General features: G+C 44.0%; 21 protein-coding genes. 10 read left to right on the top strand and 11 right to left on the bottom strand.

Annotation, left to right across the window (positions count from 1 at the left end; genetic code table 11):
• Window positions 1–134: 134 nt before the first annotated feature.
• A complete protein-coding gene (locus tag AB4329_RS19710; RefSeq protein ID WP_017062600.1) occupies window positions 135–680 on the bottom strand; it encodes an N-acetyltransferase in 546 nt (181 codons plus the stop codon).
• Between the two features lie 166 nt (window positions 681–846).
• Between AB4329_RS19710 and AB4329_RS19715 the strand changes: the two genes are divergently transcribed.
• On the top strand, window positions 847–1,989 hold the full coding sequence (locus AB4329_RS19715; RefSeq protein WP_017062601.1) for a fatty acid desaturase: 1,143 nt from the start codon (window positions 847–849) through the stop codon (window positions 1,987–1,989).
• A 239-nt stretch (window positions 1,990–2,228) separates the two neighbouring features.
• Window positions 2,229–2,519: a putative quinol monooxygenase gene (locus AB4329_RS19720; protein WP_017062602.1), complete on the top strand. Its 291-nt coding sequence runs from the start codon at window positions 2,229–2,231 to the stop codon at window positions 2,517–2,519.
• Between the two features lie 231 nt (window positions 2,520–2,750).
• Here the strand turns inward: AB4329_RS19720 and manA are convergent, their stop codons facing one another.
• From manA to mngA, 4 genes are all read right to left on the bottom strand, one after another.
• Window positions 2,751–3,938 carry a mannose-6-phosphate isomerase, class I gene (gene manA, locus AB4329_RS19725; protein ID WP_017070588.1) on the bottom strand — a complete coding sequence of 396 codons (1,188 nt, stop codon included), beginning with the start codon at window positions 3,936–3,938 and terminating at the stop codon, window positions 2,751–2,753.
• Window positions 3,939–3,940: 2 nt separating this feature from the next.
• Complete coding sequence (locus AB4329_RS19730; RefSeq protein WP_102320779.1) at window positions 3,941–5,107, bottom strand: glycerate kinase; 1,167 nt, start codon at window positions 5,105–5,107, stop codon at window positions 3,941–3,943.
• Between the two features lie 45 nt (window positions 5,108–5,152).
• Complete coding sequence (mngB, locus tag AB4329_RS19735) at window positions 5,153–7,792, bottom strand: mannosylglycerate hydrolase (protein WP_372139087.1); 2,640 nt, start codon at window positions 7,790–7,792, stop codon at window positions 5,153–5,155.
• Between the two features lie 236 nt (window positions 7,793–8,028).
• Window positions 8,029–9,963: a PTS 2-O-a-mannosyl-D-glycerate transporter subunit IIABC gene (mngA, locus tag AB4329_RS19740; protein ID WP_017064499.1), complete on the bottom strand. Its 1,935-nt coding sequence runs from the start codon at window positions 9,961–9,963 to the stop codon at window positions 8,029–8,031.
• Between the two features lie 318 nt (window positions 9,964–10,281).
• Here mngA and AB4329_RS19745 point away from each other — a divergent pair, with 318 nt between their 5' ends.
• Window positions 10,282–10,998: a GntR family transcriptional regulator gene (locus AB4329_RS19745; RefSeq protein WP_009845448.1), complete on the top strand. Its 717-nt coding sequence runs from the start codon at window positions 10,282–10,284 to the stop codon at window positions 10,996–10,998.
• Between the two features lie 794 nt (window positions 10,999–11,792).
• A complete protein-coding gene (gene dcuC, locus AB4329_RS19750; RefSeq protein WP_017062608.1) occupies window positions 11,793–13,160 on the top strand; it encodes an anaerobic C4-dicarboxylate transporter DcuC in 1,368 nt (455 codons plus the stop codon).
• A gap of 202 nt (window positions 13,161–13,362) precedes the next feature.
• Here dcuC and AB4329_RS19755 read toward each other — a convergent pair whose 3' ends face one another.
• The gene (locus tag AB4329_RS19755) at window positions 13,363–13,995 is read right to left on the bottom strand and encodes a response regulator (RefSeq protein WP_017062609.1); all 633 of its coding nucleotides are present in this window, start codon (window positions 13,993–13,995) and stop codon (window positions 13,363–13,365) included.
• Window positions 13,982–15,712 (bottom strand): nitrate/nitrite two-component system sensor histidine kinase NarQ, encoded by a 1,731-nt coding sequence (gene narQ / locus AB4329_RS19760; RefSeq protein WP_017062610.1) that lies wholly within the window; start codon window positions 15,710–15,712, stop codon window positions 13,982–13,984. The genes AB4329_RS19755 and narQ overlap by 14 nt, the downstream gene beginning before the upstream one ends.
• 253 nt (window positions 15,713–15,965) lie before the next feature.
• On the opposite strand from narQ, the gene napF reads away from it, so the two are divergent.
• From napF to AB4329_RS19790, 6 genes are all read left to right on the top strand, one after another.
• Window positions 15,966–16,445, top strand: coding sequence for a ferredoxin-type protein NapF (gene napF, locus AB4329_RS19765; protein WP_017062611.1), 480 nt, complete (start codon window positions 15,966–15,968; stop codon window positions 16,443–16,445).
• Window positions 16,446–16,468: 23 nt separating this feature from the next.
• A complete protein-coding gene (locus AB4329_RS19770) occupies window positions 16,469–16,774 on the top strand; it encodes a chaperone NapD (protein WP_017062612.1) in 306 nt (101 codons plus the stop codon).
• Entirely contained in the window at window positions 16,771–19,260 is a 2,490-nt protein-coding gene (gene napA / locus AB4329_RS19775; protein ID WP_372102959.1) for a periplasmic nitrate reductase subunit alpha, read from the top strand. The genes AB4329_RS19770 and napA overlap by 4 nt, the downstream gene beginning before the upstream one ends.
• A gap of 125 nt (window positions 19,261–19,385) precedes the next feature.
• Window positions 19,386–19,847 (top strand): nitrate reductase cytochrome c-type subunit, encoded by a 462-nt coding sequence (locus AB4329_RS19780; RefSeq protein WP_017062614.1) that lies wholly within the window; start codon window positions 19,386–19,388, stop codon window positions 19,845–19,847.
• 29 nt (window positions 19,848–19,876) lie between these two features.
• Complete coding sequence (locus AB4329_RS19785; protein WP_009845456.1) at window positions 19,877–20,458, top strand: NapC/NirT family cytochrome c; 582 nt, start codon at window positions 19,877–19,879, stop codon at window positions 20,456–20,458.
• A gap of 11 nt (window positions 20,459–20,469) precedes the next feature.
• Window positions 20,470–20,607 carry a TIGR02808 family protein gene (locus AB4329_RS19790; RefSeq protein ID WP_010430103.1) on the top strand — a complete coding sequence of 46 codons (138 nt, stop codon included), beginning with the start codon at window positions 20,470–20,472 and terminating at the stop codon, window positions 20,605–20,607.
• A gap of 127 nt (window positions 20,608–20,734) precedes the next feature.
• Here the strand turns inward: AB4329_RS19790 and phaC are convergent, their stop codons facing one another.
• From phaC to AB4329_RS19810, 4 genes are all read right to left on the bottom strand, one after another.
• The gene (gene phaC / locus AB4329_RS19795; protein ID WP_017072236.1) at window positions 20,735–22,561 is read right to left on the bottom strand and encodes a class I poly(R)-hydroxyalkanoic acid synthase; all 1,827 of its coding nucleotides are present in this window, start codon (window positions 22,559–22,561) and stop codon (window positions 20,735–20,737) included.
• 75 nt (window positions 22,562–22,636) lie between these two features.
• A complete protein-coding gene (locus AB4329_RS19800; RefSeq protein WP_017062616.1) occupies window positions 22,637–22,984 on the bottom strand; it encodes a phasin family protein in 348 nt (115 codons plus the stop codon).
• 130 nt (window positions 22,985–23,114) lie between these two features.
• Window positions 23,115–24,326, bottom strand: a complete 1,212-nt coding sequence (locus AB4329_RS19805; RefSeq protein WP_029236542.1) for an acetyl-CoA C-acetyltransferase — start codon at window positions 24,324–24,326, stop codon at window positions 23,115–23,117.
• Between the two features lie 26 nt (window positions 24,327–24,352).
• Window positions 24,353–25,093, bottom strand: a complete 741-nt coding sequence (locus AB4329_RS19810; protein ID WP_017062618.1) for an SDR family oxidoreductase — start codon at window positions 25,091–25,093, stop codon at window positions 24,353–24,355.
• Window positions 25,094–25,241: the final 148 nt, after the last annotated feature.

Here is a 25,241-nt window from a genome sequence, read left to right on the forward strand (position 1 = left end):
GGAAAGCCGCGATGAACCTCAAAAAAGCCCCGAGCAACTTAATACTCGGGGCTTTTGTCTTTATTCTTCTGCTTTAAAATAGCTTCGTTAAGAACCTGCTACTCAGCAAAAAAACAGTATTCAACAAGAATCGACTAAGAATACACAACGCTCGCTGTTTTCTGTTCAAGTTCAACGGGAGAGCTCCAAGAAATCACTTTTTCATTCACTTGGCTGCCACATGGTGCGTTCCAAACTTGCTCTAGTTCTTCTTTGCCACCAATCGCCTGATAAAAAGCAATCGCTTGGTGGTTCTCAGACATCACCTCTAGGTAAAGCCCTGAGTCCGAATAGTATTGCTGCAACCACTTCGACAATTCAGACAACAGACGCTTGCCTACACCTCGTCCACGATAATTATTATCTACATGTAACGCATCGATGAACGTACCACGCTCAAAGTTGTGATTACCGAACGCGCAGACAAAACCAACCAGTAAACCGCCTTCCTCAAGCAATAAAACATGTTGGTTGAAAGGAGGATTAATCAAACGAGTCTGCCAAATAACAGATCTGTCCTCCAAAACATCATGTTCTAGGTAATCATCAGCAAGAATGCCACGGTAATATAGCTTCCAGCTATCCGCGTGTAATTGGGCAATCCGCTCATAATCTTTATATTCAGCTACCTTAATTTCCATTTATTAGCCCTTAGTACTTCCATTTATGACTTGCTACTACATTTCACACTACCTTTATACAATATTTAAGCAAAACATACTAATACACGTTTACACTTTCAATATTGACTTACACGTGTACGCTGATATTCTAGCGCACAGATGTAAGCCCAATGGAAATTTGCTAATGAATAGTGCCGACAAACAATCTACAAAAAAGCCGCCATTAATCTGGCTCAATATTTTTGTGTTCTCTTTTAGTATGCTGCTTGCTGTTGTAGCGGCTCCCGTTTATGGCTACTTTTTTGGCTATGGCATGGAGCACTGGATATGGCTAGCAATCTGCTTTACGTTCTGTAACCTTTCAATCACGACAGGTTATCACCGCTTATGGTCACATAAAGCGTTTGAAGCGCATTCAAGCCTAAGATTCCTGTTTGCATTAGGTGGTGCATTTGCCCTGCAGAACAGCGCGCTACACTGGTCTTCTGATCACCGTGTTCACCACAAGCATGTCGATAACAACGACAAAGACCCATACTCTGCAAAACGTGGATTTTGGTACTCACACATTGGCTGGATGATTCGTAATTACAGCACCTCAATGTACGAAAACTACGAAAACTGCCGTGACCTTAAAAAAGATAAGATTGTTATGTGGCAGCACAAGCACTATGTTCTGTTAGCATTACTAATGAATTTCGGTGTTCCTATCGCTTTAGGCGTGATTTACGGTGACGTGATTGGCATGTTGTTAATCGTAGGTGCAGTTCGTTTGGTACTTAACCACCACACAACATTCTTTATTAACTCTCTTGCTCACATCTGGGGTAGCCAACCTTTTACTGACAAAAACACAGCGCGTGATAACGGTGTGTTAGCAGTACTCACTTTCGGCGAAGGCTACCACAACTTCCACCACATCTTTGAGAACGACTACCGTAACGGCATCTACTGGTGGCAATACGATCCAACAAAATGGTTGATTAAGAGTGCTTCGTTGATGGGACTGGCAAGTAAGCTTAAGAAAACCCCTCAAGCTCGTATTGAGAAAGCTGAAGCGTCAATGTTACTTAAACGCACCCAGCAAAAAATCATGCATCGTGCCGACAAGCAACAAATCGCAGAGAAGCTTCAACAAGAGTTTGATGCTCTAGTATCAAACATGAACGAATATTACGAAGTTAAAAAACAGCTACTTGAAAGCAAGCGCGAAGACGTTGTGAAGAAGTACGAACACTCTGTTCTTAAGGTTCGTTATCAGCAAATCAAAATGAATTTCGAACAACAGAAGAAAAATTGGGCAATGACGGTTGAGCAATACGCTTAAGGTAAGACAGTACGCTTAACACCCCAGTAACAACACAGTTTGATTCTTATTCAAAAGCCCTCATATTGCTATGAGGGCTTTTTTTAATAAGCATAACCTACTCGGCTCTGGCCCTATGCTCTCGAGTTTGAATTGTGGATGGTAAGAACCATAGTTATTGGATTTCAGAACTCTTTCTTCATTCTGAATTTATACTTATATTACTTAAACTTACCGAGTTTAAAGCGAAGGAATTGAAAATGAGCAAACTGACTATTATTGCAACGATCGTCTCTAAAGAAGACAAAACTGAGCTTGTAAAAGCTGAGATGATTAAATTGATCGATAAAACCCGTGTTGAAGACGGCTGTATTAACTACGATCTGCACCAAGATAACAGTAACCCTGCTCACTTCGTTTTTCATGAGAACTGGGAGTCTGAAGTTCATCTAGAGAAACACTTAGCGAGCCAACACATCGCTGACTACATGGCTGCGACTGAAGGTTGTATTGAAACCTTTGTGCTTAATAAAATGACGCACATTGCCTAACCAGTCACTCAGTACTAATTCAATAAAAAGCCCTGCTCTGATCGCAGGGTTTGTCTTTTCTACAAGCTTATATCTGCTCATTCTAATAATGAAAAAACCCGCCAGAGTAGCGGGTATGGTCAATAATCATGACTGTCAAAGACAGATAGGTAACAACCATCAATCCAATATTGAGTACCACTTTACAGTGGCACTCTGACATTTCTTTTGCTGATCGCTAGCACGGGGGCACTAGTTAAAAGCACGAGCCAAAATGCCATTCCCTTGATATTGGTAAACACTTGAATTACTACTTACAAAGACCGATTCTCCGGGCTTAAGAGAAACTGACCGCCCTTCTGAAGTGACGGTCGCCTCTCCTTCCACACAGAACAAGATCTCCGCGCTACGTAGATACTGTGACTTGCTCTCATCAGTCGCAGACAAGATATCAAAGCCAAAGTCATCCACTGGAATCGGATAACTCATCTTGCCCTCTTTCAATACAGGCTTAAGGCGGATATCTTCTGGCTTAATCGGCTCAAAGATTGTGTTGTCGATAAGCTCAGGGACATCGATATATTTGGGAGTGAGACCGGCACGCAGCACATTGTCTGAGTTTGCCATAATCTCTAAACCCGTACCTTGAACATAAGCATGTGGGGTTTCTGCGAACAGGAACATCGCTTCACCGGGCGCCAGCTCAACCGTGTTAAGCATTAATGGCGCAAATAAGCCAATATCACCTGGATAATGCTGTTTGAATTCGATGCTGTATTGAAGAGCTTCACGCCCCATGACCGTTTTGGCTGGTCGCGCATGTGCAGCATAAAGCTCATTAAGCGCAGACGCTTTGCGGTCACCTTCAAGAGACATAATGGCGCTAAAGAACGACTTCAAAGAATCACTGTCGGCATTGGCTTTTAGTACATTAAGCTCAATCGCTAACGAAGGAATATCCGCTTCTTCGAACAAGGCAATAATGTCGTCGATTGGACGAAAGCCATTCATCGCTTTGTAGAAGGTCAACGCATAAACCAACTCAGGTTTATGGTTTGGATCTTTGTAGTTGCGATTAGACGCATTCAAAGGGATACCAAGTGCATTCTCACGCTCAAAACCTAATTCTGATTTTCGCTTGTTCGGGTGAACCTGAATCGATAACGGTGTTTCAGCGGCCAACACCTTAAACAAGAAAGGCAATTCACCGAAACGAGCCGCCGTGTATCCGCCTAAGACATCGATTTTGTTTTCATCAATCATGTGAGAAAGCGATTCACCGGTATCGCCTACCTTTGAACAACCATTTGGATGAGCACCCATCCAAATTTCTGCTTGAGGTTCCTGGTTTGGGTTCACAATACCAAACAATTGGTTAATGGAGTCTTTGCTTCCCCATGCGTAGTTTTGAATAACGTTGTCGAGTTTAAATAGAGACATAATTACTTCTCATTAAAAATCTGGCTGCCAAGCTTGAGCGTGGCGGCGATATTACGGGCAGTGCGAGTCAGGTTTTGATTCGCTTCTGATAAAACTTGGTCTAAAGACTGAGGTGAACGTACGGTTCCAAATAAGCTAGACATTGAGCCGTAAAGTTTTTCAACGTCTTGCCCCAAAGAGCCCGCAATTCCAATGGTTGGAATACTCAACTTTTGAGCTCGCTGAGCGATGCCGAAAGGTGTTTTACCTTGCAGGGTTTGGTTGTCCATCTGCCCCTCTCCGGTCACGACCAGTGAAGCACCTTCAAGAACCTTATCTGCATCCAAGGCATCTAATACCATCTCAATACCCGCTTTAATTTGGATATTGAATGCAAGACTTAACCCCAGAGGTGTACCACCAGCAGCACCAAATCCAGCTGTGTCGCGATGATTAGTACCCGTATGTGCTTGAGCGATATCGGCAAAGTGCCCGATCGCAGTATCAAGTTGTTCAACTTGAGCTTTTGATGCGCCTTTTTGCGGACCAAACACAGTACTGGCTCCGCTTTCGCCACATAATGGATTATTCACATCACACGCAACCACGAACGTCACTTCTTTGCATCTAGGGTGCAGTCCTTCAAGATCGATGCTTGCTAACCGGCTTAATTCGGCGCCGCCACCAGATAGCTCGTTGCCTTGCTTGTCTAATAACTTGCCTCCCAACGCTTGTAAGATGCCAGCACCTGCATCATTGGTTGCGCTGCCGCCCAAACCAATAATGATTTGTTCAACACCTTGATCTAGTGCATCTTTGATCAATAGCCCAGTACCAAACGAAGATGCGGTTAACGGTGCTCTTTCTTCTACGGTTAATAGGTCTAAACCCGATGCTTGAGCAAATTCCACCAAGGCAGTTTTTACGTTGGCGCCATCAACAGTCTGTTCCAACGAAGCCCAATAAGCCGTACATTCACGCCCGATTGGATCCGTCGTGTGCAGCCGTTGCTTCTTACCATTGAGCGCCTCTAGCAACACGTCTACCGTGCCTTCTCCGCCATCGGCGAGTGGCATTTTCACAAACTCTGCGTAAGGGAAAACATCGGCAAATCCACGCTCAATGCAAGACGCAACTTGATGAGCGTCGAGTGATTCTTTAAATGAATCAGGGGCAATTACAATTTTCATTGTCGTTCACCATTCCCGCCCACCAAGGTGAGCGGGTTATCGAAATTAGAATTTGATTTGGAATGTTTTTGCTTGGCAAGGTGCTATCTGGCCGAACTCTTCAGATGCTACATCACCTTCGCGTACGCGCTCGTCCATGCTTGTCTCTTTCCAGCTTGAAACCGCTTGAGTAAAAGAGATTGAATCCGATACTGAACCCGATTCTGCCGGGTTGTAGACACGCATGATCAGTGCATCTTCGTCTTCCGCTTTCTTCAGCACACTCAACACCGCGCCTGATTGTTGCTTAGACAGAAGGCTAAAACTCATAGGTAGGTTCTGCTCACCCACGTTGAGCTTCATCGCGTTGTAAGGGATCTTGTTGTAGCATTCGATTTGAGTGACATTGTCACGTGCTTGCGCCATGATGTTCGCGTCAATATGGTTACCAGAGAAACCGCACAACGTGAATTCACACACTAACTTACCGCGCACTTGCGAATCTGGTGTCGGAATCTTGATGCCTGATGGACGGCCTGGGCGAAGCAATAGCTCTTCTTTACCCAACACGCCGATACCACGGAACAGTGTCAGTGCGAAGGTATCTCGGTTTTCGTCACCTTGAGATGCAATCACCTCAAATTCACGTAGACCATTCGACATAATCGCCATGCCCGCTTTGCCGTTTTCTAATGCAGCAAAGTTCATCAGTTGGTAAACCGGAACCGGTGCTTCTTTCCACTTCTCTTCTTCCCAAACCGCCATAGCAGGGTCATTGGTTGGTCGAGTAATACAACCGAACTGGTTGTCTGCAACCACAGTTTCAGAAACGAATGGCGTTGGTACTAAGACACGTACACGGTGGTCGTCGGCTTGGTTGTCTAGTTCCATACGTACTTCAATGCGGCGAGAACCTTGCTTCAATACCACTTGGCATTGCGCTTCAACGAATCCGTTTTGACCCGTGCGTTCTTCACGCTCTGCAAGGTTTGCAGGTACGTTCATTCGGAAAGCGATGTTCGCTACCGATTGGAAGCCTTGGTGGTCAATCGATGTTTCGACTGGGAACTCGTCTGAATACAGTAACCATTCTTGACGAGATGGAGAGTAATCGTACTCATCACCGTCATCAGAACCGTCTTCCAAACGAAGTACTTGGTCGAATACTTGCTCTGTCTCTTTATCGAAAATAGTCAGAGTACCGTTGTCGTTTACATTGATTCGGTAGTACTCGTTCTCTAGTAAGTAGTCTTTTTGTTCTGCAACTTTTACTGCACCCTTCTCGTTACCTTGGATGTGTAACGTGGTGAAGCCCATCGCTGGCACAATGCGTTTGATTTGAATATCAAACTCCATGAACGGGTCGTAGTTACCGTAGTGAACGATTTGACGGTCTACTTTACCCGGGTCAATTTGGCGCTTGTCTTGAATGAAGTACTCAACTAGGTTTTCGTTTTCATCAAAGATAGAGAACTCTTGAGCACGGATAGTGATAGTGGTGTTCACCACTTCTTCACGCTCGTACGGAGAAAGGTTAAACATCGCCAGTTTGTCGCAACCTTCGCGATCTGGCATGTGGTCAACAATCTTACGCTTGTAGAAGTGAATCAGGTTGGTCGCCATGTCGTCCGCAAGGATGTAACGGTTTAAGATTTCAGCGTGTACCTTGTCTGAACAACAGCAACCAATAGAGTCATGAGCGTGGTTCTTCATGCTCTCTTTCCACATTTTCTCAATCAAACCGTGGTGGTATTCAAAACCTAATGTCCAAGCGATAGACGCTAGCGGTTCTAAGATGTTTACAATCTTATTTTCGATTTCTGCGTGGATCAGTTTGATATCCATACGCGTAGAAGAGATCGTACGGTGAACACGCATGTATTTACCGTCGTTGAACTCGCCTTTAATTGTGTCGAGTTGGTCGCGCGCCGCTTCTACTTTCTCGAACACTTCTTCGTAACGGCTCATTGAGAATTCACGATCTGGGTAGATTTCGCGAAGCTTGTCCATTACTTCAAAGATGTCTTTTTGAATCGGCATTTGGTCGTGGCCGTTCGGTAGCAAGATATCTTTAGTCACCGATGGCTTTTCTAGCACTGGGAAGTACTTATCTAAACGAGCACGCAAGCCTTCTTCGTCTTGTGGAAGGTATTTACCAATCGCGTAACCCAGTGGAAGCACTTGTGCAGTCACTTCACTGCCGTCATTAGACTGCCATAAGAATTCTGTTTCATTCGTGCCATGACGCTCTGAACAACCACGCCAGAACATTGCACGCGTGATGTCGAAACCGTTATAGATCATCGGCAGTTGAGAACTCATGCTGAATGAATCTGGTAGGTAACCGATCTTCATTGCATCGCCAAATTTCATACAGTCACGAATGCCATACATCATGTTACGTACAATTGACTCACCAGAAACTTGCATTGTGTCGGTTTGAGAATACCAAGGGCCAATAATAAGCTTGCCCGCTTCAACCAATGCTTTTACGCGTTCTGTGTTCTCTGGTTTGATTGCGAAGTAATCTTCTAGAACGGCTGTTTGACCATCTAGAACGTAGTATTTGTATTCTGGATCACTCTCCAGACGGTTCATGATTTCTTCCATGTTGTTCACAAGAAGAATGCGAGACTCTTCTGTTGTGAAATACCATTCACGATCCCAGTGCATGTGAGGAGTAATATGTACGCGTGATGTAGTCATAATCATTTACCTAAATGTGTCGCTTCGAGTAAATCTAAAATTCGAACTCAAATACGACTAAATTAAAGTTTTTCAAGGGGTTAAAATTGGCTGCCACTAAATTTAGGGTGCAGAAAACCACGCCCAGAATCTGTGTGAATAAAACCGTAAGGAGCACAGGTATTTAGGACAGCCAGTTGTTTGTTATTTTTTATATATTGATTTCGCAGTGAGTTAGGAGCTAACTCAAAATTCAGTTAGTTCTGTGTTGCAGTACTTGCTTCAAACTTACCCTTTTTTACAGCGTGACCACGCCACATCAGAAGAGTAACAGTTGAAATCACTGTGCCGACAATCGCAGCACCGAACCAGATTGCAGCAGCAGAGAATGCGCCCAAACCTGAATCGTGTAACAAGAAGATAGAGAAAATACCTGCACCCGGAGTCGATAGACCGATACCTGCCGCACCAACCATCGCGCCTGTAACCACAGAGCCTAGTAGGAATGAACCGATTACACGGATTGGATCTTCAATCGCCATTGGGATTGCACCTTCGGTAATACCCGCTAGGCCAAGTAGCCATGTAGATTTACCGGTTTCAATCTCAAAGTCTTTGAATAGGCGTGGAGCAATCATGGTTGAAGCCGTTACGGTGAACGCCGATACCATTTTTACTGAACCAAAGATTGCGTATGGGCCATAAACACCGTTCGCCATTGCACCTAAACAGAATGCGTAAGCGGCTTTGTTTACCGGACCACCTAAGTCGAATGATACAAAAAGACCAAGAATCGCACCCAATAACAGCGCATTGGTGCCAGACATACCGTTCAACCAGTCCGTTAGACCTTGGTTTAGGAACGCTACAGGTTTACCTATAACAAATAGCATCAAGCTACCTGCCACCAAAGTACCGATCACCGGATAAAGGTAGAAAGTAAGGAAACCGTTAAATGCAGGGCCTAAGCGAACATGCTCTTTTACCCAACGCATTACGTAACCCGCAATCAAACCACCAACAACACCGCCTAGGAAACCAGAACCAATGATGTTTGCGGCAATACCCGCAGCAAAACCAGGACCAAGTGCCGGTTTGTCGGCTAATGAGTATGCTGTGTAAGCTGCCAGTACTGGCACCATTAATGTACCTAATAGGCCGCCACCTAATTTACGATACATCCACAGCCAAGAATCTTTTGTTGCGTAAAGCTCTTGCAGGTCAAAAATTTGCGCGATAAGAACAGCAACCGCAAGAACAGTACCACCAGCAACGATAAGAGGAACTGCGTAAGAAATACCAGAAAGCAGCGCTTGTTTAAGCTCAGTTTTCAGTGGCAGTTTTTTCGGTTTGTCATCAGTAGCCACTGTGCGTTCTGCACCGTTACCTTTTTTCGACTCTTCAATCGCTTCATTTAGAATGCGTTCACCGTGTTTAATCGGTTCTGCAACTGGCGTTTCAACACGAGGGATTCCGTTAAAACGATCCACTTCTTTAATCGCGACTTCAGCAGCAAAAACACACGCCACAGCATTGTTTAATTGCTCAGCCGTCAAACGATCTTCAATGCCATTTGCGCCCTGCTTTTCAACATGAACCTTGTAGCCAAGCTTTTTGCCCGCTTTTTCAAGGTATTCTGCAGCCATATAGGTGTGAGCAATGCCTGCAGGGCAAGCAGTAACACATACAATTGTCGGCGCATTTGTATCTAAGTTGTCTTGTTTTTCTTCTTGCTGATTATCGCCATCAAGAAGCGCGAAGATTTCATCAGCGGTTGTTGCTTTTAATACTGCTTCACGAACATCGTCATCAACCAATGTGGTTGTCAGTTCGGTCAGCAGGTGCATGTGGGTAGAACCCGCTTCTGCATTTGGAATGGCAATTAGGAAGATAAGATTCACATCTTCGTCTTCATCTAGGCCTTTCCATTTCATGTCTTCTTTCAATGTTGCAACAGCGAAACCAGCTTCTTTAACCGCGTCAGTCTTGCCGTGCGGTACTGCTAGGCCTTCGCCAAGCGCTGTCGGGCCTTGCTCTTCACGAGCAAATACTGCATCAAGATACTCTTGTTTGTTGTGCAGTTTGCCTTGCTGATTCAGTTGGTCAGCAAGTGCGTAAATCGCTTCTTCTCGACTGCTAAACGTAGTTTGCAGATTTACGAGCGACTTATTCGTTAGAGTAGTAAGTTTCATAACCTTTGTCCCATAGTCACAGATTAGTACGACAGTCGTCCCTGTCGACGAGATGAATAATACAACCTCAAGACATTTAATCCGTGATCACGATCTCATCAATACATATTTGTATTTAATTTGTATTTAAAACTGTATTGGTAAATCCTTTAAGAAAGCTTGTTATGTATCGTTTAATTTGTATTATATGTACTACAAAACGCCGATACGATGCTCACACTAACCTTTAAAGCAAAGCTTATATAGAGCAAATTTACGTATTTAAGGTACAGGTTGTTAATCAAAGTCTAGTTGTCCTAGCGCACAAATGAGGCAAAAATGGCAAGACTCCCTATGTATCGCCAAATCGCCGATGCAATAAGAGAAAAGATCAGTTCTGGAGAATATAAAGTTGGAGAAGCACTCCCAACGGAAGCGCAATTGCGTGAAGTATTCTCGGTAAGCCGCGTAACGGTTAGGCAAGCACTGAAACTACTGATCGAAAACGATGAGCTTGAAAGCGTTCAAGGCAGCGGCACTTACGTAAAAGAGAACAAGATCAATTACGACATCTACAAACAGTCGAGCTTTCAAGAAAAGTGGGCGCATTTGGATGTGGTTACACACAGTGAAGTTCTGGCCTTCGAAATGAAGCCGTGTTCTTTGGCGATGTCTGAACATTTAGATATCAAAGAAGGCGAATTGGTTTTCTACGTAAAACGTGTTCGTTTCATAGACAACAATCCAATCACGGTTGAAGAAACTTGGTTACCTGTTGCTCTATTCCCAGATCTCACCTATCAAGTGATGCAGACATCAAAATACGACTTTATTGAGAACACCAAAGGCATGGTGATTGATCGAAGTGAGCAGGAATTGGTACCGATTCTTCCGCCTGAAGACGTTGCTAAACAGTTAGGTATTGACCCAGCTCAGCCTATCATTGAAAAACGTACTCGCGGTTACCTCGCCAATAACACTGTATTTGAATACAGCCGCAACTACTTCACGTCTAACGATTACCGATTCACTTTGGTCGCAAGACGCCAGAGATAATGCTCATCAGCGAGTTTCGATAATAGCAAAATGACCAACACAGAGAGCGCCTTGTTCTCTGTGTTTCTATGCTGTTAACTCAATCATAAAACCAACTTTCCTACCCAAATATTCCTAAACCAATATCAAGTAACCTCACGAAAGATCATTCACATTCATTTAAATACTGTTCTGGCGCTTTGAACATAAACTAAGCACCCATTAACCAACACAGTTTTATACACACGCTCCCTAGCAAAGCTGCCTCTATTTCTCATCGCGTTCTCTATGCCCGTATTTGGAGAAGAGGTTGAAGAAGTAGTACTCGAGGACGAAGTCGTATTAAATGAAGGTTCTGAGTTAAACGAAGAAGCTGAAGAATCGCCTTATTATAACTTGTGTTTTAGCGCTTACTTATGGAAAGTAAGTAGGCGTTAAACATAAGTAATCTTTAAATGTAAGTAAGCTTAAAAGCTAAGATTCTCACCTCTTTACTCCGATAAATACCCACTTCGTTACACGTTTCCTTCCAAAGTACAAAAAATACTCGCGATTTATAAAATAACACCACCATATGCAAATAGAACAACCAAAGGTGATCCAAGTTATATTCTAACAAGCCACAAAATTTGTTTATTAACATCTAAACAACAGTAGTTATTCACGATTTACAACCACAATTAACATCGAAAAAAATGTTTGTCTTAGATCATATCAACCTCAACTATGCCTCGTGCCACAGTGCAGTTTTCTGTACATTCATTGTCATATTCTGAAACACTTTCTTATATTTTTTAAACTTTGTGGAGATTTCTATGTTAGAGCTCTTGATCGGATTAGTGATTACTATTGCTGTTGGTTACTTTATTGTAAAAGGCTATAAAGCGGCGGGTGTATTACTAACTGCTGGCCTTGCCCTACTTCTTATCACCGGCCTTATTGGTCACACAGTCTTACCAGCTAAGGTAGCTTCAACAGGTAACATGGTTACCGACTCACTAGAATTTGTTAAATACATGCTTCAGTACCGCGGGGGCGGCCTAGGCATGCAAATCATGCTTCTTTGTGGTTTTGCTTCTTACATGACGCACATTGGTGCTAACAACGTGGTAGTGAAACAGTTCTCTAAACCGCTTGCTGCGATCAAATCTCCCTATGTACTTCTTGTTGCGGCTTACATCGTAGCGTGTCTGATGTCTCTAGCAGTAAGTTCTGCAACGGGTCTTGGTGTGCTATTGATGGCAACCCTATTCCCAATGATGACGGCAATGGGTATTTCTCGCCCAGCGGCAGTTGCAGTTTGTGCGTCACCTGCAGCCATCATTCTTTCACCAACGTCTGGTGATGTGGTTATCGCGGCAGAAAAATCAGGCATGTCTCTTGATGTGTTTGCTGTTCAAACGGTACTGCCTGTTTCTATCTGTGCGATCATCGTGATGGCGGGTGCGGCTTTCTTCTGGAACAAATACCTAGATAAGAAAGAAAACACACCAATGGAAAAAGTAGACGTTTCTGAAATCGAAACAACGGCGCCGGCTTTCTACGCTGCACTTCCATTCCTACCTATCATCGGCGTTTTCCTATTCAACGGTCGTACGATTCCAGGGCTTTCACTTGATATCTACACTATTGTGGTAGGTTCTATCTTCGTAGGCGCAGTTATCGATTACGTTGTTAAGAAGTTTGACGGCGAGAAAACACTAGAAGATCTAGACTCTTGCTACCAAGGCATGGCTGACGCGTTCAAAGGCGTGGTAATGCTGTTGGTTGCGGCGGGCGTATTTGCTCAAGGTCTAATGTCTATCGGTGCAATTGATAACCTAATCGGTCTTGCCGAATCTGCAGGCGCAGGCGGCATCGCATTGATGCTTATCCTCACAGGTCTAACGGTTGCTGCGGCAATTGCGACAGGTTCAGGTAATGCACCTTTCTATGCATTCGTAGAACTGGCTCCATCATTAGCGGCGAAAATGGGCTTGAACCCAGCGTTCCTAATCATCCCAATGCTTCAAGCATCGAACCTAGGTCGTACAATTTCACCAGTATCTGGCGTAATCGTAGCGACTTCTGGTATGGGTAAAATCAGCCCATTTGAAGTCGTAAAACGTACGTCTGTACCCGTAATCTGTGGTCTTATTACGGTTATCTTCGGTACGCTTGTATTGGTTCCAATGTCGGCGTAAGCCTTAAGTTTCTAATCTCAAAGAACGAAGAACAAACGAACACCAATACTGAATATAAAATGCGTAAACAAAAAGGCGCTGAACTTAATAAGTTCAGCGCCTTTTTTAATGTCACTTTCTCAACATCGTTAAAACTATCGAGACATGTACAAAATGTATAAACAGTCAGGCTTGAAATAGTGTTATCTCAAAGGAACAAGCCCTACTTCATTTCACCATAGCGTTCTAGATACAGAACCGTTGCAGCGGTACGGGAAGGCACTTGCAGCTTTTTCAACAAGCTTTTCATATGTACCTTAACTGTCGATTCAGAAATAAACAGGTGATCGGCGATCTGCTTATTACGGTAACCTTTCGCGACTTCTTGAAGGATCTGCATTTCACGTTCAGTCAGTTGTTCGAAGATATCATTGCGGCTTCCAGCATCATTTAGGTAACGAGCAACCACACTGCTGTAAGCCTTGTCACCGCTGTGTGCTTGCTTAAGCAGTTCAATTAACTCATCGGGTTCAGTGTCTTTCAACAAGTAGCCATCAGCGCCTGCTTTTACAATCGCTTCAATGTCTGCAGGGCTATCAGAAACCGTTAGAATAACAATGTTTGCGCTAGAACCGTCAGTACGAAGTGCTTTCAAGGTATCTAAACCAGACATGCCCTTCATATTGAGATCCAAAAGGATCAAATCAGGTTCTTCTTCATGAGCAAGAGCAACCGCTTCAGTGCCGTTACTTGCTTCTGCAATCACTTCGAATTCGTCTTCAAAGCTCAGTAATTGGCTTATACCTCTGCGCATCAATGGATGATCATCAACCAGCATTACTTTACAAATCGTCAACTTTAACTTCCTTCAAACTTTTATATTTCAATATGACTGTACAGCCTTCACCTTGCGCCGCTTCAATCGTCAAGTCGCCATTCAGTCTTGCCGCACGCTCCTGCATAATGCTCATCCCGTAGTGGTTCACCTTGGAACTACTTGAGTCAAAGCCATCTCCATTATCTTTTATCACGACTAATACTTCACCGTCCTCATCGATACAGCATACATCTATCAAGTCGGCATTGGCGTGTTTTATTGCATTTATTGTTGCTTCACGAATCAATTGAAGCAAGTGAACCTGACTATGCGCATCAAGCTCGATCGATGAGAGATTATTAGTGAGGTTAATCTTCGCATCGGTTCTCTCGCTGAGCGCCTCAAGCATGGTACTTAAGGCGTCTCCAAAGTTGCCCTCTTTAATGGTCAACCTAAATGTGGTGAGTAGCTCTCTTAACTGGGTATAAGCGTCGGCTAAGCCGTTTCCGATCTCAGACGCGATTTGTTCAGATTGCTCTCGGTGCTGTTGCTCTGGCAGTTTGCCAATCACACGCTTTAATAGTGTAACTTGAATTTTCAAGTACGACAGTGATTGAGCCAATGAATCGTGGAGTTCACGTGCAATCGTGGCACGCTCTTCCATGATAATAAGCTGTTCAGCTTTCTTTTGAGCACGATTGTAGTAGATCGCTCTCGATAGCAGTTGAATGAAGCTTTCGATCAGAGCTTTAGTTGAGTGCCCGTGGTGATATGAACAGTATAAATAGCCGAGAATAAGTTCGTTATCGTCGAGTTTCATCTCAAACTTTTCGTAGTCTAAATTCGAATCGTAACCTTCATCCATAATCAATGAACGGCCTGAGTTATCGACAATCTCGAGCCTCAGTGATCCAATCCCTTCCAAGCTCACGAGATGCTGCAAGATAGCTCGGAAGTTTTCAGGAGCAATACGCGTCACCGTGAGCTCTTGTGACGAGTTATAAAGTGCCTGCAGCGACTGGTTCGCATTTTGCAGCTCAATCGTCTTTGCATCCACCACATCTTCAAGGTTTCGATAAAGCACGCCTAAATCTTTGGCCATCGAGTTGAAGGTTTTGGTCAAAATGCCCATTTCGTTGTTACTGGTCACCTTGAGTTCTACCTCGAAGTCGCTGTTTTTGATTCTTTGGCTCGCACCGACAAGAGCATGTAGCGGTTTAACAACCTGTTTACGTACAAAGTGAACAACAAAAAGAGATATGACCAGAATCCCACCAAGGCCGATACCACCAGCCCACGCTAACTTTATTAACTTGTCTTCAGAGAACTCTTGCAGCTTATAAACGAAGCCATCGATTTCAGCCACGAAGTTTTCAACCAACACGAGATAGTGATCGCGCTCTTCGCTATTCAAGACCTGTTTTAGCTCATGCCAACGGCCGATAATTAAATAGTAATCTTCTGTGATGTCTGTCGGAACATTCCAACTGACCAAATTGGTCATGGATGGCGAGTAAAGAGAACTTTCGAATTCACGAATATGAGATTCATAATCGACAGATTCTATTTGAATATCATGGGCTAAACGGTAGCTTTGCATTCGCATTGAACCGGCCACGTTAACCGCTTCCGCATCATTCAAACTTGAAGCCAAAGTAAAGATGGCAAAGCCAGTCGTAGCAACCGACAACAGCAGTATAGAGAGCAAAGATTTTGCTATCGTACTTGTTACAGATGAAACCGGTTTTATAAGCAAAAGTGCCTTCCTATTGATAAATGACTTGCCAGCGATATCGTATTGTCACACATCAAAAATCATAGCTCCATTCAATATGTGATCACTCGCTCCGTAATTTATTGATCTAAGACAATATATGCCCCCAATTAGCCCTTAGGGGGTATTTATACAATTGTTTCTAAAACTACACTACTTGTGAGGACTCATTACAAGATATTAATAGAATAATGACCTACAATTACAACATCTTAGTAACATCTATAGGTATCTAGTGGTAGATCTATCAAAACGCCGTCTTTTTTCTAGACGAAAAGTTGACTCAAGCCAGATTCGTTTGCCTTGGATTGACAGCCTAGAAAGCTTTACAGATGACTGTACTCGCTGCGGTAAATGCATCGAGAGTTGTGAGACTAAGATAATCATTGTAGGCGATGGTGGTTTTCCCACTGTAGATTTCTCTATTGATGAGTGTACGTTCTGCTATCAATGTGCAGATGTTTGTCCCGAACCCATTTTTAAGCCAAAGCAAGGAGAGCCTTGGCAAGCAAAAGCACAAATCTCTGATAAGTGTTTAGCGCAACAAAATGTTGAATGCCGAAGCTGTGGTGACATGTGTGAACCTATGGCCATTCAATTTGAACTTAGAGCAGGCAGTGTTGCTCTACCAAAAATCGAGTTAGATGAGTGTAGCGGTTGTGGGGCCTGCGTAGCAATTTGCCCTACTTCGGCTATTCTTGTGAGTAATGCATAAAACAAAAATAACGAGAGCAATTTATGGCACTAAATGAAGTGCATATATCAAGTTTAGTCGTGCATGTGAGCCCTGAGCATCTAAATGAGATCAAAGCGGAGATCGATCAATTCGATAACGCTGAAATCTACGGAGATAGCCCTGAAGGCAAAATCATCGTGGTCCTAGAAACTGAAAACCAAGGTTTTGTAACGGACACCATCGAAGCAATAAACAACATTAAGAACGTTTTGGGGACAGCTTTGGTTTATCACCAAATCGAAACTGGACTCGACGAAACGGATTTAGAAACTGGAAGCAACAATTCTCAACTTGAGGGTGAAGTATGAAAATGACAAGACGTGCGTTTGTGAAAGCAAACGCAGCTGCATCAGCGGCAGCCGTTGCAGGTGTAACACTACCGGCAACAGCAACCAACCTGATCGCTAGCTCTGATCAAACAAAAATCACGTGGGATAAAGCGCCTTGTCGTTTTTGTGGTACGGGCTGTTCGGTACTAGTAGGTACTCAAAACGGCAAAGTGGTTGCGACTCAAGGCGACCCAGAAGCACCAGTAAACAAAGGCCTTAACTGTATCAAAGGCTACTTCCTTTCAAAAATCATGTACGGCAAAGACCGTCTAGAACAGCCTCTTCTTCGTATGAAAGATGGCGAGTTCCATAAAGATGGTGATTTCGCACCAGTATCTTGGGACAAAGCGTTCGACGTGATGGCTGAGAAATGGAAAGCATCTCTTAAGAAGAACGGTCCAACAGGTGTTGGTATGTTCGGTTCAGGCCAATGGACAGTAATGGAAGGCTACGCAGCCGTTAAGATGATGAAAGCGGGTTTCCGTTCAAACAACATAGATCCAAACGCTCGTCACTGTATGGCTTCTGCTGTAGTAGGCTTCATGCGCACTTTCGGTATTGATGAGCCAATGGGTTGTTACGATGACTTTGAACACGCAGACGCATTCGTACTGTGGGGTTCAAACATGGCAGAAATGCACCCAGTACTATGGACTCGTATTACAGACCGTCGTCTAAGCCACCCACACGTTAAAGTAAACGTACTGTCTACTTACTACCACCGTTCTTTCGAGCTTGCAGACACGGGTTACATCTTCAACCCTCAGTCTGACCTTGCGATCGCAAACTTCATCGCAAACTACATCATCCAAAACGATGCGGTTAACTGGGACTTCGTGAACAAGCACACGAACTTCAAGCAAGCAACGACAGACATCGGTTACGGTCTGCGTGACGATGATCCACTACAGAAAGCAGCCGCAAACCCTAACTCAGGCGAAATGACTGCTATCTCTTTCGAAGACTACAAAGCGTCTGTTGCTGAATACACAGTTGAGAAAGCGTCTGAAATGTCAGGTGTACCTCAAGAAGACCTTATCAAGCTGGCTAAGCAATATGCCGATCCAAACATCAAAGTAATGTCACTTTGGACTATGGGTATGAACCAACATACTCGTGGCGTATGGATGAACAGCCTTGTGTACAACATCCACCTTCTTACAGGTAAGATTTCTACTCCAGGTAACAGCCCATTCTCACTAACTGGCCAACCGTCAGCGTGTGGTACAGCGCGTGAAGTTGGTACATTCGCTCACCGTTTACCTGCCGATATGGTGGTTGCTAACCCTAAACACCGTAAAATTGCAGAAGATATCTGGAAACTTCCAGAAGGCACCATTCCACCGGTACCCGGCGCTCACGCTGTTCTTCAAGACCGTATGTTGAAAGACGGTAAAATCAACGCTTACTGGGTAATGTGTAACAACAACATGCAAGCGGGTCCAAACATCAACACTGAACGTCTGCCAGGTTACCGTAACCCAGATAACTTCATTGTATGTTCTGACCCGTACCCAACGGCAACAGCTCAAGCGGCTGACCTCATCCTTCCAACAGCAATGTGGATTGAGAAAGAAGGCGCTTACGGTAACGCAGAGCGTCGTACACAAGCATGGTACCAACAAGTGAAAACTGTAGGTGAAGCTAAGTCTGACCTATGGCAAATCATGGAATTCTCTAAGCGCTTCACTATTGAAGAAGTTTGGGGTGAAGAACTGGTTGCGAAAATGCCTGAGTACCGTGGCAAAACCATGTACGACGTGCTTTACAAAAACGGCAACGTTGATGCATTCCCACTGTCTGAAGCTCAAGAGCTTAACGACGATGCACAAGCTCAAGGTTTCTACGTTCAAAAAGGTCTATTCGAAGAATACGCAGCCTTTGGTCGCGGCCACGGTCACGATTTAGCACCATACGATCGCTACCACCAAGTTCGTGGTCTACGTTGGCCTGTTGTTGACGGTAAAGAGACACTATGGCGCTTTAAAGAAGGTTCAGATCCATATGCTAAGAAAGGTTCTGATTGGGACTTCTACGGCAAACCAGATGGTAAAGCACTGATCATCAATGCACCATACGAAGCGCCACCTGAAGTACCAAACGATGAATACGATATGTGGCTATGTACAGGTCGTGTTCTTGAGCACTGGCACACAGGTACTATGACTCGTCGTGTACCAGAACTTTACAAAGCAGTACCGGATGCACTTTGTTACATCCACCCTGCTGATGCTAAAGCTCGTGGTCTTCGCCGTGGTGATGAAGTTCTTATCGAAAACAAACGTGGTGAAGTACGCGTTCGTGTTGAAACTCGTGGTCGTAACCGTCCACCACAAGGCTTGGTATTCGTACCATTCTTTGATGCAAGAATTCTGATCAACAAGTTGATCTTGGATGCAACGGATCCTCTGTCTAAACAGACGGATTACAAGAAGTGTCCAGTTAAGATCACTAAGGTCGCTTAAGGACAATATGTTCTTACCACTTAGCTCGTAGATCTGACGTTTTTAATATTGCGACTGCTTTTTTCGTTACTTTTTGAAAGAAGTAGTCCACTCAAAGAATTAGCCTTTAGGCGGAGAAATTAACCATGAAAAAACTGATTACTGCCCTACTATCAGCTGGTCTTTTGCTAGCTGGTGCAGTTCAAGCTGAAGCTGAACTGGATAACCCAGGCGGCATTGGTGGCGTAGAATCTCTACGTGGTGCAAGTGAACTTGAAGCAACTCGCGCAGCAGATGACTTCAAAAAGTTCCCTCGTGACCAAGTACTTGAGAGTGACTACGTATACCAACCACCTCTAGTGCCTCATACTATTCGTAGCTATGAAGTTTCTCTTAACGCTAACAAGTGTCTTTCTTGCCACAGCTGGAAAAACGCAAAAGAAATGGGTGCTACTAAAGTGAGTGTAACTCACTACATGAACCGTGAAGATGCGGTACTTGCAGACGTATCACCTCGTCGTTACTTCTGTCTACAGTGTCACGTACCTCAAGCTAATGCTAAGCCACTAGTTGAGAACGAGTTCAAACCTGTAGATTCACTGCGTTAATCTTAGCCGGACTGTAAGAGAGGCTATATATGATAAAATTACTTAAAGCGTTTTGGAAAAGACTTGCGACACCAAGCAAAGCAGCCGTAGGCGTTGTTTTGTTCTTGGGTTTCTCGGGTGGTCTTTTGTTCTGGGGTGCATTCAACACGGGTATGGAGGCAACCAACACGGAAGAATTCTGTTCTGGCTGTCACGCACCTATCGTTGCTGAAATCCAAGAGACAATTCACTACTCTAACCGTTCTGGTGTTCGTGCTATCTGTTCAGACTGTCACGTTCCTCATGAATGGACAGATAAAATTGTTCGTAAGGTTCAAGCATCTAAAGAGCTATACGCACACTTTATTGCGAAAACCATCAATACTGAAGAAAAGTTCAAAGCACGTCGTGCTCACCTAGCGGAACGCGAATGGGCTCGATTGAAGAAGAACGATTCACTTGAGTGTCGTAACTGTCACCAGTTCGATTACATGGACTTCTCAGAGCAGAGCCCCCGTAGTGCGAAACAACACTCGACTGCGCTAGCTTCTGGTGAAAAAACGTGTGTAGACTGTCACAAAGGTATTGCACACAAACTACCAGACATGCACGGCGTTGAAGGCTGGCAATAAGGAGCGTTTGAATGAGTACTTTAGAAAGCGTAATTTGGCACATCCTAGGTTACAGCGCTATGCCAGTTATCATTCTTGGTGGCTTTGCAGGTGTTGCAGCCGTATCTCTTTGGATTTTATCTATGGGTAAAGACAAAGAAATCGATTAACAATCGAGATTCCATCAACTTCTACCAGATAATTCTGATATGAGTTGATACGAAAAAGCCACTGATTTCAGTGGCTTTTTTATTATCTGACGTTGTGTATCTTTATAATTGAATGTGACTTAACGCCCTAAGCTTCGTTTTCTGGCGCTTCTTTCTCTGCGGTCTCTTTATCAACCTGCTCTTGATCGACAATCGGCAGCACCTGTTTTACATAGTTGCCTGGCGCTTTGCCAATCACAGGATTAAGCTCTGAGCCTTGATTGAAAGGTTCGATTTTTTCGTCAGTTTCAAAACCTTGTAGCCACTGATTCCAGTGTGTCCACCAAGACCCCTCATTATGAGTCGCATTAGTTAGCCACTCATCCGCCGAGTCGTCTAGGTTGTCATTCAGCCAGAACCCGTACTTCTTCTTATCTGGATGGTTAACAATACCCGCGATATGACCAGATTCACCAAGCACGAACGTCTTGTTGCCACCGGTATTCAAGGCACCACGGTAAGTCCCCTGCCAAAGCGCGATATGATCTTCTTTCGCTGAAATGAAGTAGCTTGGTATTTTTATCTTATTGAGATCAATCCAGACACCGCCTACTTTCACGCCTTTGTCTTGAACAAGTTTATTCTCAAGGTAAAGCTCACGCAGCAAGAAATTATGGCATTTAGCTGCAACGTTAGTGCTGTCACTGTTCCAGTACAACAGATCAAACTCCATTGGGCTGCTGCCTTTTAGGTAGTTATCAATGTAGTAGTTCCAATACAGGCTGTTTTCACGAAGCAAACTGAATGTCACGCTTAATGAACGACCATCCATGAATCCTTTAGCATCGTTCTGTTTCTCAATGGCGTTAATGATCGTTTCATTGATATATGCGCCAACCTCTCCCGGCTGAGAGAAGTCTAATAGAGTCGTAAAAAAGGTCGCAGTTTTAATGCGTTTCTTCATTCTTTTAGCAGCATAGTAAGCGACCGTTGAAGCGAGAACAGTACCACCAATGCAGTAACCTGCAGCATTGATTTGCTCTTTACCCGTGATATCTTCAATTGCCGTCACGGCTTTCGCTACGCCTTCCGTGACATAGTCACCGAACTCTAAGTCTTTTTGCGCTTCACCTGGGTTGCGCCAAGACATCATGAAGACGCTGTGCCCTTGCTCAAGCAACCAACGAACCATTGAGTTCTTTTCACGAAGGTCGAGAATGTAGTACTTATTGATGAATGGAGGAACGATCAACAAAGGCGTGGCGTTCACCTGAGGTGTTTTTGGGTAGTATTGAATAAGCTCGAACAGATCATTTTGAAAAACGACATCACCTTCCGTGTTCGCAACATCAACACCTAATCGGAAGGCATTATTGTTGGTCATACGGATCTTGAGGATATCCGCGCTCGCTTCAACGTCAGCTTGTAGCTGCTCTAGCCCATCTAGCAAGTTCTCACCATTGCGCTCAAGCGTTAGCTTCATCAACTCTGGGTTAGTCGCAATGAAGTTACTAGGAGAAAGAGCATTGATAGCCTGACGTGAAAAGAACGCCACACGTTCCTTGGTTTTCTCGTCTATGCCTTCGATTGAATTAATGGTGTCTATATAGCTTTTGCTGAATAACAAATAAGACTGCTTGATAAAGCTGTAAAACGGGTCATTTTTCCACGCTTCATCAATAAAGCGTTTATCACTGCGCTCTTCAGTAATGACGCTTTCGGTATTACCCATCAGTGCGGCATTTTGCCAAATCTTAAGTTGCTGTTCCCACCACTGGGATTGTAACTGAAGGAGAACGGCGGGTTGGTTAGCGGCTTGCTCGAAGATTTTTGACGCATCATCAAAATTCAACTCTTGCATCGCTTGATTTAGGGGAGATTGCGCGGCTTCCTTGTTTTGTTCAAAGTTTTCCCACCATTGCTGGTTTGTTTGTTGAAGTTTAACAAGGTAGTCCGAAAAGAAGTGTTGAAACATAACATGACTCCAATAATCGGAAAATCGCCACCGAGCCTCACAGTAAACACTGTGCTGACTCGATGGCGATTTTATTTATGCAGGTGTAACTGTTTTCAAGTTTTCAGTTGTTAGTGTTTCAACATCTTCTTTGAACTCTTTTGCAGCAGCTTGCATTTTTGAGCTATCACTCATCATCTGTTGAGACAATTGAGTTAGCGCTGCTAGTTGCTGGCTGTTGAACGCCGTTAGGCTAGTCACGTCTTTGATTTCAGTCACTGCTTTCATTTGCGCAAGACCCATGTTCGTGTAAGTCTGCATTGCATTCATTTGCAGTTCTGTCATCGTTTGGACGTTCTTTGCAACCAACTTGTTGAACTTTAAGTACGGTTCAAATTGCTTTTCAGTTTGGTCAGTAATTGTTTTGAAAATATCCGTGTACATAAGTAACTCCTGATGAATACATAGTTTAATAAATTTGTGTCACTATCGTTTCAGCCAACGCTCATCGATTAACTCGCGATGCTTTGAAAAGCTGATCCGATATTTAAGCTTGCTACCGATATATCAGGCTCTAACCTTCAATACCTTTTAGCAAAACAGCGGTTCCCATTCCCCCACCCACACAGAGTGAAGCAACGCCATAAGTCGTTTTCTGTTCAAGCATTTCATGGATGAGTGAAACAATAATTCGATTGCCTGAAGCACCTAAAGGATGGCCAAGCGCGATTGCACCACCATTCACATTGACCTTTGGCTTGAACTCATCAAGCGGTAAGTCATGCTGCTCTGACAATTGGTACATTACGCCAAGAGCTTGTGCTGCAAACGCTTCATTCAATTCAAACAAATCTACTTCTTCTAGAGTGAGATTCGCCTTATCAAGCGTTTTAGAAACGGCTTCTACTGGGCCTAAACCCATAATCTTTGGATCTAATCCAGACTGTGCGTAGCTCGTTAGCTCTACCAGTGGTGTCAGTCCGTATTTCGCTACTGCACTCTCTGAGGCTAAGATGATTGCACTCGCGCCATCATTGATGCCCGAAGCGTTACCTGCCGTAACAGACCCTTCACGGTCAAAAGCTGGACGAAGCTTTTGCAGACCTTCGAATGTCGCGTCTGACTTCGGATACTCATCGGTATCAAAAGTGACGGTTTGTCTGCGCTGCTTAACTTCTACAGGCACGATTTGCTCGTTAAACTTACCCGCCTCAATCGCAGCAACGGCTTTTTGTTGGCTTTCTAAGGCATAGTTATCTTGAGCTAGGCGCGAAATATTCAACGTGTTCGCGATATTTTCAGCGGTCATGCCCATGTGGTAGTGATTAAACGCATCGGTTAAGCCATCACCAACCAGTAAGTCTTTCATTGAGATGTCACCCATTTTGTGACCATTACGAACGCTCGCTGGTACCACAAAAGGAATTTGTGACATCACTTCAACGCCAGCAGCAATAACCACTTCAGCATCTTGTGCTTTGATGTGCGCCGCTGCGTCCATCACTGATTTCATTCCGCTGCCGCAAATCATGTTCACGCCGTATGCTGGTGTTTCCTCAGGAAGCCCTGCATAGATGGAAGCCTGACGAGCAACCCCCATGCCTTGACCTGCCGAAATCACGTTGCCGACGATTACTTCATCAATCGCATCTAACGAAAGATCGACAGACTCAAGTGCACCTTTGATCGCAACGCCAGCCAGTTCACCCGCAGATACGTTTTTTAGCGACCCGGTAAATGCACCAATAGGAGTGCGCTTAGCCGCAACAATAAATACTTTTTCCATCATTCCAACCCCTTCAGTTTCGCCAATTACTGCATGTACAAGCCGCCATTCACAGACAATGTTTCGCCTGTAATGTACGCGCCAGATTCACTCGCTAAAAAGCCCACTGCGTCTGCAATTTCAACAGGTGTTGCTAAGCGTTTCATCGGAATTTGGTTCTTGATTGAATCCAGTACTTCAGGCTTCATTTGCTCAACCATAGGAGTTGCTGTGTAGCCAGGGGCAATCACGTTCACGGTTACGCCGCTACGAGCGCCTTCTGCAGCCAAAGCTTTAGAAAAACCAATCATTCCAGCTTTCGCTGCTGAGTAGTTAGTCTGTCCAAATTGACCTTTAAGACCATTGACGGAAGAGATGTTGATGACACGGCAGTTACCCTTTTCACACATAGGAGCGAACAAAGGTTGAGTCACGTTGAACAAACTGTTTAAGTTCGTTTCAATCACATCTTTCCACGCTTCGGCATCCATCTTTTTAAAGACGCTATCACGTGTAATACCTGCGTTATTGACCAGCACATCCACCGTGCCTTCTTCTTCTAACAACTTGCTTAAGCTCAGCGCACATTCCGCAGTATTGGTAACATCTAATTCAAACAATCTCACTTGATCTTCGGTGAATTGTTTTTCGTTAAACCAATCCAAGGCACATTGGTAATTTCCAGTAAAATAAGTCGCGATAACACGATAGCCGTCTGCAACTAATTTAGAGGAAATTGCTGAGCCGATACCGCCTTTTGACCCTGTAATTAAAGCAAGCTTTTTCATTAATGGTTCCATCCCTTACAAGCAATTAAATAACAATGATGTTAATAAGATAATGTCTTAGTTGATAATTAAACTTTACGTTTTGCTTTAATTAAACCCTACAACTCAAAATCAAAAATTATTATTACAAATATAAAATATTTTCGTA

Origin of the sequence: Vibrio sp. 10N.261.54.A5, from assembly GCF_041471145.1 — a bacterium.
Taxonomy (GTDB): Bacteria; Pseudomonadota; Gammaproteobacteria; order Enterobacterales; family Vibrionaceae; genus Vibrio; species Vibrio crassostreae_C.